14 protein-coding genes and 1 tRNA gene are annotated in these 13,067 nt (G+C 34.6%); 1 reads left to right on the top strand and 14 read right to left on the bottom strand.

Annotated elements, in window-relative coordinates; genetic code table 11:
- Nucleotides 1-52 precede the first annotated feature (52 nt).
- Nucleotides 53-301 carry an RHS repeat domain-containing protein gene (locus BD847_RS21020; protein WP_115886261.1) on the top strand — a complete coding sequence of 83 codons (249 nt, stop codon included), beginning with the start codon at nucleotides 53-55 and terminating at the stop codon, nucleotides 299-301.
- Nucleotides 302-611: 310 nt separating this feature from the next.
- On the opposite strand, the gene BD847_RS21080 is transcribed toward BD847_RS21020, so the two are convergent.
- From BD847_RS21080 to BD847_RS00230, 14 genes are all read right to left on the bottom strand, one after another.
- A complete protein-coding gene (locus tag BD847_RS21080) occupies nucleotides 612-1,313 on the bottom strand; it encodes a phage integrase SAM-like domain-containing protein (protein WP_394336438.1) in 702 nt (233 codons plus the stop codon).
- A gap of 36 nt (nucleotides 1,314-1,349) precedes the next feature.
- The gene (locus BD847_RS00170; RefSeq protein WP_115886262.1) at nucleotides 1,350-1,820 is read right to left on the bottom strand and encodes a hypothetical protein; all 471 of its coding nucleotides are present in this window, start codon (nucleotides 1,818-1,820) and stop codon (nucleotides 1,350-1,352) included.
- A gap of 335 nt (nucleotides 1,821-2,155) precedes the next feature.
- Nucleotides 2,156-2,240, bottom strand: a tRNA-Ser gene (locus tag BD847_RS00175).
- Nucleotides 2,241-2,380: 140 nt separating this feature from the next.
- Complete coding sequence (locus BD847_RS00180) at nucleotides 2,381-2,779, bottom strand: acyl-CoA thioesterase (protein ID WP_115886263.1); 399 nt, start codon at nucleotides 2,777-2,779, stop codon at nucleotides 2,381-2,383.
- Nucleotide 2,780: 1 nt separating this feature from the next.
- Nucleotides 2,781-3,914, bottom strand: a complete 1,134-nt coding sequence (gene ribB, locus BD847_RS00185; protein WP_167443805.1) for a 3,4-dihydroxy-2-butanone-4-phosphate synthase — start codon at nucleotides 3,912-3,914, stop codon at nucleotides 2,781-2,783.
- 2 nt (nucleotides 3,915-3,916) lie between these two features.
- A complete protein-coding gene (locus BD847_RS00190) occupies nucleotides 3,917-5,371 on the bottom strand; it encodes an LptF/LptG family permease (RefSeq protein ID WP_115886265.1) in 1,455 nt (484 codons plus the stop codon).
- A gap of 7 nt (nucleotides 5,372-5,378) precedes the next feature.
- Nucleotides 5,379-6,071 (bottom strand): LolA family protein, encoded by a 693-nt coding sequence (locus BD847_RS00195; RefSeq protein WP_244201534.1) that lies wholly within the window; start codon nucleotides 6,069-6,071, stop codon nucleotides 5,379-5,381.
- Between the two features lie 7 nt (nucleotides 6,072-6,078).
- Complete coding sequence (locus BD847_RS00200) at nucleotides 6,079-8,538, bottom strand: DNA translocase FtsK (RefSeq protein WP_115886267.1); 2,460 nt, start codon at nucleotides 8,536-8,538, stop codon at nucleotides 6,079-6,081.
- Nucleotides 8,539-8,551: 13 nt separating this feature from the next.
- A complete protein-coding gene (locus tag BD847_RS00205) occupies nucleotides 8,552-8,926 on the bottom strand; it encodes a diacylglycerol kinase (RefSeq protein WP_115886268.1) in 375 nt (124 codons plus the stop codon).
- A gap of 13 nt (nucleotides 8,927-8,939) precedes the next feature.
- Nucleotides 8,940-9,437, bottom strand: coding sequence for a thiol peroxidase (gene tpx / locus BD847_RS00210; RefSeq protein ID WP_115886269.1), 498 nt, complete (start codon nucleotides 9,435-9,437; stop codon nucleotides 8,940-8,942).
- A gap of 349 nt (nucleotides 9,438-9,786) precedes the next feature.
- A complete protein-coding gene (locus BD847_RS00215) occupies nucleotides 9,787-10,044 on the bottom strand; it encodes a DUF6952 family protein (RefSeq protein WP_008462029.1) in 258 nt (85 codons plus the stop codon).
- Nucleotides 10,045-10,154: 110 nt separating this feature from the next.
- A complete protein-coding gene (locus BD847_RS00220; protein ID WP_007805605.1) occupies nucleotides 10,155-10,463 on the bottom strand; it encodes a thioredoxin family protein in 309 nt (102 codons plus the stop codon).
- A 226-nt stretch (nucleotides 10,464-10,689) separates the two neighbouring features.
- On the bottom strand, nucleotides 10,690-11,328 hold the full coding sequence (locus tag BD847_RS00225) for a peroxiredoxin (protein WP_026985957.1): 639 nt from the start codon (nucleotides 11,326-11,328) through the stop codon (nucleotides 10,690-10,692).
- Nucleotides 11,329-11,453: 125 nt separating this feature from the next.
- Nucleotides 11,454-13,067: a glycoside hydrolase family 3 protein gene (locus tag BD847_RS00230; protein ID WP_115886270.1), complete on the bottom strand. Its 1,614-nt coding sequence runs from the start codon at nucleotides 13,065-13,067 to the stop codon at nucleotides 11,454-11,456.

Consider the following 13,067-nt stretch of genomic DNA (forward strand, 5'->3'; position numbering starts at 1 on the left):
TCCGAAGAGTTCCTTATAAAACGCAGTGCGAAGGTCTTTGAACCACTAGGCTATAGAGAAAAGGACGTTCTTCCTACATGATAGAAACTTTGTAAAAACTTATAAGTATAAATACAATGGCAAAGAGTTCCAGGATGAGAGTGTTGGAGGTAATAAGCTGAATTTGTACGACTATGGGGCACGTAATTATGATCCTGCACTTGGCAGATGGATGAATATTGACCCGCTGGCAGAGAAGTCTAGAAGATGTAGCCTCGATCTCCGAAGGGTTCCTTTTGAAAAGCTGCGCAAATGTCTCTGACTTTGCGCATTTTTTTTTTATATATAAATTGTAAAGGTTATAAAAGTAACCTGTCTTTTTACGATTACTTCTTAAAAAATAAATAAGTAAGAAAAACCATTGTTTTTGAAAGAGAAAATAATTGAAATGAAAGAAGCATATAGGACTAAATCATGAAGGCTCAGATTTAAATGAAATTATTTCAATATTGTGGTCTTGTTTTAGACAGCTTTAAGCTTTTGAAAAAATTGGGATTTGAACGTTTGTTCAATTACAGCTGATAAACAATTTGCTAACTTCTTTTGCTCGGACATGCATAAGTGGAATTTACCTATACTTGTCCATTAGTTTTTTCATATCTTCTTTGATATTTATGTCCAGCACTTTGGCATAATGCTGCGTCTGCAGGATATTTGCGTGTCCCATCATTGAGGAGACGTTTTCTATTCTGATGCCGTTTCCCAAAGTTACAGTTGTGGCAAAAGTGTGGCGTGCCGTATACCAAGTCAGTTTTTTTTTTGATGCCACATAACACTGCTATTTCTTTCAAATATTCATTCATTTTCTGATTTGAAATGGAGGGCAGAAGCGTTGGCTGGAGCTTTCTGTATTTATTGATTATCCTGTTTGCAGGAGGAAGCAGGGGAACGTTTTCATGCATTGAAGTCTTTGTTCTGTTTGCCAGAATCCAGAAATCATCGTTGTTGTCAGAAACAAGATTCTCGTCTTTCAGGGCAGAGGCGTCCGCTGGTGCATATCCTGTATAGCAGCAGAATATAAAGATATCTTTGGTTTTTACTAATCGTCCTGCAGTAATTTCAGTTGTTTCTATCGTTTTTAATTCTTCAGGAGTCAGATAAACTGCATCTGTTTCGACTACTTTCCCTTCGTACAGATCGAAGGGGTTTTTATCGATTAAGCCTGACTTGAGGGCATAGTTGAAAGCAGTTTTGTACATGCGCATGTACTTTACAGTTGAGTTGTTTCTGATCCCTATATGGCCTTTGAAAGTGCTCTGGTACCTAAGGAACAATTCCAGATTATTGATAAAATTGCCGCTTACAGATTTCTATCCCAAGTCTTCTTTGTGATATTCTTCCCTGATAAAATTCGAAATCAGGTCTTTAGATCGTTCATATTTGCTTAGGGTTGCACGGGATCTTTCATCATGATTAACTTTCCTGCTGAAATAACTGATATGGATTTCGAGAATCCCTAAGACAGTAATTTTGTCATGCGTTTTGCCTTTAAGTTCATTTTTGAACGTACGAAGGGAAAAGCTTTCATCTCTGCGGATCATTTCATTGAATTTTTTCTCAATCGCCAGTTGGAAAGCATCCAGGCTTCTGCGGAGTGTTTTTTCTTCTTCCAGCCTGAGCACCTTTCGGAGCTTGTTTGTAAGAACCCATCTTTCTTTAGTTATATAATGACCTGTTGATATTGTAATTGAGTCATGTTCATGCCAGAGGCGCACATAAACCGGAGATTCGTTTTTCCAGTTCAGCTTTCCAGGTTTTAGAAAAAAATAAATCTTCAGCATGATTGAATTATTTTCAGTTTGGAAAAAAATAAGTTTATTAAAGGTCTGAAAATTTTATCTATTTACCTATTAATGATTATGCAAACGAGACTTTTAAGGTCTTATCTGCAACATTCAAAAAGCGTTTTTCTTGTAAAAATAGGGACACTGATAGGGACACAAAAGTACGCGTTATGGTTCCAGATTTTAGGATGTCTAATTGCAGAAGAAATAATTTGTCCAGTGTTTACAGGGCTTAACAGGGGAGCGAATTGTTTTTGGATGCAGGGTTCGAAAATAAAAGCTCCGCCCAAAAACGTCGAAACCCCCTGTAAACACAGGGGGTTTCTTTTCAGCGGAGAAAGAGGGATTCGAACCCCCGGACCTGTTACAGTCAACAGTTTTCAAGACTGCCGCATTCGACCGCTCTGCCATTTCTCCAGTATGTCGCGATCATTTCGTGATTGCGAGTGCAAATATAGTGCGCTTTTCCGATTATAAAAACTTTTTTACTGATTTTTTTAAGTTAATTTTTAAGTGCTTAATTATCAGTATTTATAAAAAAGCTTTTTTGAGAAAAATTACTCAACTTCGTCCAAAATTGGCACTGATTTCTTGTTTTCGTCAACAGCAACAAACGAGAAAGTTCCTGAAACTACCGTTTCGCGAAGCTCAGAATACATTTGTTCCATAAAAATATCTACATGGATTTTGCAACTTGTTCGTCCAACGCTTACCACTTTTGCAACTAATTCAATTAAAGTTCCAGCAGGAATCGCTTTTTTAAAGTCAATTTGTCCAGTTGAAATTGTTACAACTTTTTTTCGGCTAAATCGGGTTGCGCAAATAAACGCAACTTCATCCATAAGATGCAATGCAGTTCCGCCAAATAAAGTGTCGTAATGATTTGTTGTAATAGGAAAAACAGCTTTAAAAATACGTGTTTCCGATTTTAAAATTCTTTCTTCTACTGTTCCCATATTAGTAATTAACGTATTCTGTAATCTCAAGACCGTAACCAATCATACCCACACGTTTTGTTTGTTCGGTATTCGAAACTAGTCTGATTTTAGAGATATCTATATCATGAAGGATTTGAGCGCCAATTCCGTAATCTTTACTGTCAATAATTACTTTTGGAGCTTTTAATGTTCCGTTTGCTTGTAAATTTTTAAGCTCTGAAATTCTGTTTAAAAGATTCACTGCTGTCATATCCTGATTGATAAAAATAACTGCACCTTTACCATTTTCATTGATTACTTTAAACATATCATCCAACTGCTGTTCTGCATTGTTTGTAAGTGTGCCTAATAAATCATTATTTACCTGAGAAGAGTGGATTCTGGTTAAGATTGGCTCGCCTAAATTCCAAGTTCCTTTAGTTAAAGCAATATGAATTTGTTTGTTTGTAGTTTGTTCGTAAGCTCTTAGTCTAAAAGTTCCAAAACGAGTCTCAATATCGAAATCTTCTTTTTTGACAATTAAACTGTCGTGCTGCATTCTGTAAGCAACTAAATCTTCAATTGAAACTAATTTCAAATCGAATTTTTTAGCTACTTCAATAAGCTGAGGCAAACGAGACATTGTTCCGTCTTCATTCAAAATTTCGCATATTACACCGGCAGGTTTAAATCCGGCCAGACGTGCGAAATCAATTGCAGCCTCTGTGTGCCCTGTTCTTCTTAATACGCCTCCTTGCTTAGCAATTAATGGGAATATATGCCCAGGACGAGCTAAATCATGTGGTTTTGTATTTGGATCTACTAAAGCCTGAACTGTTTTCGAACGGTCTGCAGCAGAAATACCAGTTGTTACGCCGTGACCTTTTAAATCGATGGAAACTGTAAAAGCTGTTTCCATATGATCTGTATTATTCGTAACCATAGCACGAAGATCAAGTTCTTTGCATCGGCTCTCAGTAAGAGGTGTACAAATTAAACCACGACCGTGTGTAGCCATAAAGTTGATCATCTCTGGAGTTACTTTTTCGGCTGCAGCCAAAAAATCACCTTCATTCTCACGATCTTCATCATCGACTACAATGATTACTTTACCTTGACGAATATCCTCTATAGCTTCTTCAATGGTATTAAGTTGTATTTTTGTTGTTGACATAATTATTTTTGATTTTGAGCGGGGAAAAATCGCTCCGAAATTTTTTGAAATAGTTGTGATATTGGCGTTGTAATGGCGTCAAAGTTTATTAAGCCATTATCATTTGTTGCTCGGTATGTTAATAATATTGCCAATGGCGATAAAATAAACGAAGACATCCATGATCCCATAAAAGGAGACATTCCACCTTCTTGGGAAAGTCTTTTTCCAAATGTATTAATGAAATGGAAGGTAATGAAAATCAATACAGCAAAAACGATTGGTAAGCCCAATCCACCTTTTCGTATAATAGCGCCTAGTGGAGCTCCAATAAAAAACATTAAAAAACAAGCAAAAGCAATTACAAACTTTTCATATAAAGCAATTAAATGTTTGTTGATGTCTCTTTGTTTGTCTTTTAAATCCTTTTGGGTTGATTCTATTGAATAAATGTTATTGGTAACATTACTGCCAGCCATTCTAAGAATATCCGATTTCTCTTTATTGGTATAAAGAGAAAGAAGGTTGTTTGGTAATGTTTTTTTCTTTTTACCTGGTTGTTGTTCTATTGGAGAACGTTTGATTCCAACACGTTGGTTGATGTTTTCTGAAAATGATAAAATTTCAGTATTTAGGTTCTTATTTAAAGAATCCAGTGTATAACGAAGTTCATTTACGTTCAACATTCCGTTAGTACTATTGATGCTTTCTTTGTCTTCGTCTACTTTATTAAGTTCCGAAAGATCAATATTTATAATCTGTTTTTTGAAAGCCGCTTTTACAAATGGCAGTTTGGCACGGTCTTCATATTTTTTAGGTGTAACATCCTGATAGTAATAACCATCATTTAAAACTAATTTTAAGATGCTTGATTTCTCGTTACTTATTAGTTTTCCATCTTTTGCTTTGATGACAGTTTTGTTTTCACCAACATTATTCGCTTTTTCGTGAATGGTTACTCCGGTTAAGATGTTTCCGTTTTCGCCTGATTTTTTATTTACCTTAATGTTGTAAAATCCAACGTCATTAAACTGGCCTTCGGCAATAGCCATTGCAGGTTTGGCCTGAGCGATATTTTTTCGAAAGTTAACGAATTTGTATTCCGCGTACGGAATGACATTATTGGCAAACCAAAAAGCAACAATACTCAAAACAAAGATAAATGCGATTAAAATACGCATAGCTCTTTGAAGCGAAATTCCAGAGGATTTCATAGCCGCAAATTCATAATTCTCAGCCAAATTTCCGAAAGTCATAATTGATGCCAATAAAACAGACAACGGTAAAACTAACGGAATAATTCTCGGCATTGAGAATAACAAGAATTTTACAATCAGAATCAAGTCTAGGTCTTTACCAGCAAGTTCTGAGATAAAAAGCCAGACCGTTTGAAGTATGAATATAAAAAAAAGGATTACGAATACCGTAGTAAACGTAATCAGAAATGTTTTTAGTAAGTATTTGTCTAAAATTTTCAACCCGTAATTAATCTAATTTGTTGATGTAGTATTTTGGATATTTGCTCGCTACAAAGGTAAATTGATTTTTTGATAAAGGCTGATTGGTTTTAAAAGAATTAACGGTTAAAGTTGTTTTTGTTCCGTTTTTTCCAGTTTCGATCAAATTGTAAATGTGTTTTGTCTGAACGTCAATACCTAAAAGAATTTCTTTCCTTTGATCTTTTCCACTTGTTGGAACTAATTTTATGTATTGAATTTTTCTTCCTTTGATATTCTGCACAATATCCATATTGTATTTGTATCCGGAATTAAAGAAAGTAAGCATTTTTGAAGGCGTAATAGCGTTATCGTCTTTCTCATTTACTTTCGAAATAGTAACTTCTTCGTCTTCAGGGTTTATAGTGTACGTTTTTTGCCCGTCGAATATTTTAGTAACGCCCATGAAATTCAAAACATATTGATTTCCTTTCATCGTTACATTTCCTTTACTGTCTTGATTAATGTTTTCTTTGGCATTATTCAAAGAGTACTTAAAATCGATAACAATATTGTCGTAACTTTTTATTTTAGTTGTTACTTCGTTCAATAAATCTTTGGCTTTTTTATCCTGAGCCTGAGTCGAAGTGAAACTCAAAAGCAATATTGCAGCTATTTGAAAACACTTTTTAGTCATGTTAGTGATAGAATTGTTTCTGATTTCCTGAATTTTCGTTTTCATGATGGGGTTAATTTTGTTCATTATTAAAAAATTGATCAAGAGCACTTAAATCTAAAATGTTTACGCTTCGAGCTTTACTGCCTTCAAAAGGGCCAACAATTCCTGCGGCTTCTAATTGATCAATCAATCGTCCGGCTCTGTTGTAACCTAATTTTAATTTTCTTTGCAGTAACGAAGCAGAACCTTGCTGTGCATTAACAATAATCTCTGCAGCTTCTCTAAATAAGGTGTCTCTTTCGGAAATATCTATATCAAGATTAATGCCACTTTCTTCTCCAATGAACTCCGGAAGCAAATATGCTGTGGCATACGCTTTTTGTCCGCCAATAAAATCTGTAATTTTTTCAACTTCAGGAGTGTCAATAAATGCGCACTGTACACGCACCACATCGTTTCCATTTGTGTATAGTAAATCTCCTCGTCCAATCAATTGATCAGCACCTTGAGTATCCAAAATTGTTCGAGAGTCAATTTTTGAAGTTACTCTAAAGGCAATTCTGGCAGGGAAATTCGCTTTAATTAAACCTGTAATTACGTTTACAGATGGTCTTTGTGTTGCAATAATCAAGTGGATACCAATAGCACGCGCTAATTGAGCCAAACGCGCAATCGGAATTTCGACTTCTTTTCCGGCGGTCATAATTAAATCGGCAAACTCATCGACAACCAAAACAATGTAAGGTAAAAATCGGTGGCCGGCTTCAGGATTTAATTTTCTTGCTTTGAATTTGTCATTGTATTCTTTAATGTTACGAACCATCGCATCTTTCAATAAAGAATAACGATTGTCCATTTCAGTACAAAGCGAATTTAAAGTATTGACAACTTTTGCATTATCTGTAATAATAGCATCTTCCGTATCAGGAAGTTTCGCTAAATAATGTCTTTCAATTTTGTTGAAAAGCGTAAGCTCCACTTTTTTCGGGTCAACCAAAACAAATTTTACTTCTGCCGGATGTTTTTTGTACAAAAGAGAAGTCAAAACCGCGTTTAATCCAACCGATTTTCCTTGTCCAGTTGCACCAGCCATCAATAAGTGAGGCATTTTGGCTAAATCGACAACAAAAGTTTCGTTTGAAATAGTTTTTCCTAAGGCAATTGGCAACTCCATTTCAGCTTCTTGGAACTTTGCGGCTCCAATAACACTTTTCATAGAAACCATAGTTGGGTTTTTGTTCGGAACCTCAATACCAATTGTTCCTTTTCCTGGAATTGGAGCAATAATACGAATTCCTAAAGCTGATAAAGACAAAGCAATATCATCTTCTAAACTTTTAATTTTAGAAATTCTGATTCCGGCTTCTGGTACAATTTCATATAAAGTTACCGATGGTCCAACGGTTGCTTTAATCTGTGCAATTTCAATTTTATAGTTACGTAAAGTATCTACAATCTTGTTTTTATTTTCTTCTAATTCTTCTTGATTAATCGTAATTCCGCCAGTCGAATATTCTTTCAATAAATCGATGGTTGGGAATTTGTAATTCGAAAGATCTAAAGTTGGGTCAAACAAACCAAAATCGGCAACTAGGCGAGAAGCAAGATTTTCTTCAATAATATCTTCTTCTTCTGCTTTTTCAATCACAAATTCTTCAGTATGAACTGGAGTTGTGACTGTAACGGGATTGATGTTCATTTGAACAGGTTTTAAAACCGGGTTCAAATCAATTTCTGATGAATGTGAAATGGTTGGTTTTAAAGCTTCTTTATTGATTTCGAATTGAGAATCAACTGTTTTTAAATGAATATTGTCCAATTCAGGATCTTCTTCCTCAATTGCAAATTCTTCTAAGTTATAAGCGCTTTCTGGCTGTTGCGGTTGTTGAGCAGGTTTAATCGACTCTAATTCTGAATTGAATTCTTTTTTAGTGGAATCAAAATAGGACTGAATTTTTTCAGGCGATACTTTTATTTTGAAAATCAAATAAACGATCAAGCCGAAAAGCAATGTTAATAAAGTTCCTGTTTTTCCGATATAATCCTGAAGGAAAAGATTCAATTCATAACCAATTGTTCCTCCTAATTCTGGTGCCGAAGTAGCGAAAAAACCAAATAGTATTGAAACAACAATCATTGCAAATAAATCCCAGAACCAAGTGTTTTTTAGTTTTTTGGTCGAAAGTTCTAATGAAAGAAATAATCCGGTTAGAAAAAATAAACGGACAAAAATAAAAGAAGCAATCCCAAAGCCTCTGTAAACAATAAGATCTGCAAGATAGGCACCAAATTTCCCGAGCCAGTTTTGTACAACTTCCTCCCGGTTTCCAAGGCTATTGACAGCGCTTTGGTCTGTTTGCCATTGTCCATTAACATAAAACGAGATAAATGCAACTAATAATGCGATTGAAAAAAGTATTAGAAGACATCCCAAAACAAACTTTTGCTGTTTGGTTAATTTCCAAGACCTAATGCTTTCGACTTTTGATTCCGTTTTTTTGTCTGCAGTTTCTTTTTTTGTTTTTGCCATTCTTGCGTTCCGCCTATATAAATTTTGGGATATAAATAATTAAGCCAATTGCTATTGCAGTCATTGCGGCAAAAAATACCGCTCCGGCAGCAATATCTTTAATAAACCCGATTCGTCTGCTGTAATCTGGATGAATAAAATCAGCAATTTTTTCAACTGCTGTGTTCAATCCTTCAACGCTTAAAACTAAGCCAATTGCCAATGTTTGGCAAAGCCATTCGGTTTGTGAAATATGAAAATAAAACCCAGCAATAGTCATGATAATTCCCAAAGAGAATTGAACCATAATGCTGTGTTCTGTTTTAATTAATTTTACAGCCCCGTTAAAAGCATAGGTCATGCTTTTTAACCGGCCTGTAACAAATGTATTATCTTTTTGAAACTCCATTTAAAGGAAAATATTATAGTGCTGCTAAAGCCGCTTCGTAATTTGGTTCGTTTGCAATTTCTGCAACTTGTTCTGTGTGAGTGATTGTTCCGTCAGCGTCAACAACAATAATTGCTCTTGAGTGTAAACCAGCTAAAGGTCCGTCAACGATTTCTAAACCGTTTGCTTTACCAAAACTTCCTTCTTGAAAATCAGATAAATTAACTACATTTTCTAAACCTTCAGCACCACAAAAACGTTTTTGAGCGAAAGGCAAATCTCTGGAAATACATAAAACAGTTGTGTTTTCTAATCCGCTTGCGCTTGCATTGAAAGTTCTAACAGATGTTGCGCAAGTTCCTGTGTCAACACTTGGAAAAATGTTTAAAACTAATTTTTTACCAGCAAAAGTGCTTAATGAAGCAACTGATAAATCGTTTTGAACTAATTTGAAATCAGCAAGTTTTGATCCAACTGCTGGTAATTCGCCTGATGTATGAACTGGATTTCCTCCTAAAGTTATTGTAGCCATGATTTTTGTTTAAATTAATGAGGTTCAAAAGTAAGGATTAATATTTGAATCTAAAAGTATTTGTTATGGGTTTAAGGAGAGATTAAGGAGGTGAATTTTTATCTTGGTTTGCGCATAGATTGAACGCGGATGACACGGATTTGCTTACGCAAAAGCGCGGATCTAAACGTTTTTTTTTTTGTTACATACGTAATGATAAAGAGAAATAAATCCGTTTAGATCCGCGACTTCACGAAGTGAATCCGTGTCATCCGCGTACCATTTACCACACTACAAAAAAAAGCGTCTCCAAATAGAAACGCTTTCTCAGTCATGTTTTTTTTGTTTTTTATTTGAAAAAGAGGTCGATTTATTTATCGATTGAACCTAAAACACGTTTCATAAACGTATTTAAAGCTTCTTTTTTATCTGTTCCTTGCGCTACAAGTTTTTGTACTTCTAGTGCGCCGTACATGTTTGAAATCAATTCGCCGATAACATCTAATTCTTCATCTTTTAGAGAAGGAATTTCCGTCATAGCTTCTAGAACTTCAATCGTTTCAATGATATAATCCTGATCGTTTTCTTCGATGAATTGTGTTAAATGCTTTATTACAGGTAATTTCATAATTTAGACTTCTTAGATTTTTAGACATTCTTAGACTTCTTAGACCTTTTCAAAGTTTGTAGACAACATCTAAGGAGTCTAAAAATCTAAGCCAGTCTAACGATCTAAATTTATGCTATAGCGTTTACAAGATCGATTAAAACTTCTTGTTTGTTGGTTTGCGTTTCGCCAACTAATTGTCCGTTTACGAAAGTTGCGAATGTTGGCAAGTTGCTCACATTAGCTAATTTTCTTGATTCAGGAGAATTTTCTGCATCAACCAAAACAAAAGTGATAGCTTCATTTTCTGTTGCTAATTTTTTGAATTTTGGTTTCATAATACGGCAATTTCCACACCATGAAGCTGAATATTGTACTACTACTTTTTCGTTTTTAGCAACTAAATCTGCTAACGTATCTTCGTTTAAGTCGATTAACATTTGTTTGTTTTTTAAGGTTCAAAGTGGCAAAGAGACAAAGGGACAAAGTTTTTGGACTTCGTAAAATGTCACAACTAAAAAGATTTGTTGTTCAAACTTTACCGTATGTTTTTAAGAAATATTGAAGTAGCAAAGGTTCAAGAGTATAAAGTTTTAAAACTTTGTAGAAAGCAACAAAAAACCTTTGTCACTTTGTAACTCTGAACCTTTGTACCTTTATAAAAAATTAGTTTGCGCTTAAGTATTCAGCAGTGCTTAATCTATCAGCAGACATAGCTTCTTTACCAGCTTCCCAGTTTGCAGGACAAACTTCACCTTTAGTTTGGATGTGTGTGTAAGCGTCAACCATTCTTAGGTATTCGTTTACGTTACGTCCTAATGGCATATCGTTAACACTTTCGTGGAAGATTTTTCCAGTTTCGTCAATTAGGTAAGTAGCTCTGTAAGTTACGTTTGAACCTTCGATGATAACTGAATCAGTTTCTTCGCTGTATTCTGTAGAATCAATATCTAAAATTCCTAAAATGTTAGATAAGTTACGGTTTGTATCAGCCAAGATTGGGTAAGTTACACCTTCAATTCCACCATTGTTTTTTGGCGTGTTTAACCAAGCAAAGTGAACTTCGTTAGTATCGCAAGAAGCACCAATTACGATAGTATTTCTTTTTTCGAATTCTGGTAATGCAGCTTGAAAGGCGTGTAATTCAGTTGGGCAAACAAAAGTGAAATCTTTTGGGTACCAAAACAATAATACTTTTTTGTTGTTGTTTACTGCTTCTTCAAAAATGTTGATTTTTAAATTATCACCCATTTCTGAGATAGCATCTACTGCAATACTTGGGAATTTTTTTCCTACTAAAGACATATTTTTCGTTTTACGTTAAAAATTTATTTCTGGTGCAAAAGTAGTCTATAAGTAAGGTTGCTTACAATAAGTTGTGATTATAAAAATTTATAAGTTGATAAGTTTTGACTATTTAAAGTTTTAACTTATTGGATATCAATATTTACTGGAAGAATTCCATTTGAAGAAATTTTTTCTAAAAATTGAATTCCTGCAGTTTTTTGAAATTCCTCAAAATCCTGATACGCCTGAATTAATCCTGAAGCCTTTTTAAGATTCGGAATAATTGGTAAAACGTACGGATTTCCGAAAACGTAAACGATACATTTTTTGGTTTGAAGTAAATCTGAAAGCAGTTCTAAAACTTCATTGTCAATTTCGAAATTATTCATTGGTTTTGCCTTTGGAACAAACAATGAAATAATAATGGTTTCGAAATTTTCTAATTCTTTTTTGATGGAGGAAATATCTGAAACTTCTAGGTTTTCAAAAGCAAATTCTGGTGAAATCAGTTTTGCATTTAAAGTTTTAAAGAAAGTGTTTTCGGTATTTTTATATAAACTCAGTTTGGCAAGTTTGTTGTTTTTCTGTGCTTCAAAAGCTAATTCTGAATTTGAATTGTCAATAATAGTAGTAATAGCATTTTGAGCAACTTGAAGATTTAATTCAGATGCTTTTTTGAAATTTAATTCGCCCGAAGCAGCAGTATTTCCAGAAAGAATTCCGGCTTTTTCTTTCGCTTTCATGATTCGGGTAAAGCTTTCTTCGATGCGTTCTGGTGAAGCATTTTTAAGGATTTCTTCAATTCCTTCCGGAACATTTTCGGCGAAGCATAAAACATCATTTCCTGCGTTGAAAGCTTCCCATTCTAAATGCCCTTTGGTTTCGTATAATTTAGAAACGCTATGCATATTTAAAGCATCAGAAATCACCAAACCATCATAGCCTAATTTGTCACGCAATAAATCCTGAATAACTGCTTTTGATAAAGTGGCCGATGTATCTTTTCCGTCATTTAAACTCGGAACAGCCAAATGTCCAATCATAATCGAATCAACATTGTTTTCGATTCCTTTAATGAATGGATATAATTCGTTTTCCATCAATTCTTCCAAAGTTTCCTTTAAAACCGGCAATCCTAAATGCGAATCAACATTCGTATTTCCGTGTCCAGGAAAATGTTTCAGACAGCCTAAAACACCAACTTCCGACATTCCTTTTAAATATTCAATCGAAAAATCGGCTACTTTTTCTTTGTTTTCACCAAAAGAGCGATAGCCAATAACCGGATTATTTGGATTATTATTAATGTCTGCCAAAGGCGATAAATTGTACTGAATTCCAGCTGCTTTTAAATCCAATCCAATTTGTTTTCCAACTTCAAAAATCAACTCCGATTTAGTTGTAGGCAAAGCGCCAAGTGTAATTGCATACGGATATTGTGGTGTTTTTTCGATACGCATTGCCAATCCCCATTCTGCATCAATACTGATTAAAAGTGGAGTAGAAGCGGCTTTTTGATAACGAGCAACTAATGCTTTTATTTTTTCGTAGCTGTCATCATTAAAAACAACTTTTTTCTTGCTTTCATAATTCGTTGCCGCGCTCGCACGACTGTGGAAAAAGGTCAGTCCGCCAATATTGTGTTCTTTAATAAGACGTTCGGTTTCTTGAATATTTTCTTCAGTATCATTTATAAAAACAGCAGGGAAAAAGAATTGTCCCACTTTTTGGCGTAATGCTTCGGCAGTAATTTTCAT

The sequence above is a fragment of the Flavobacterium cutihirudinis genome, assembly GCF_003385895.1.
Taxonomy (GTDB): Bacteria; Bacteroidota; Bacteroidia; order Flavobacteriales; family Flavobacteriaceae; genus Flavobacterium; species Flavobacterium cutihirudinis.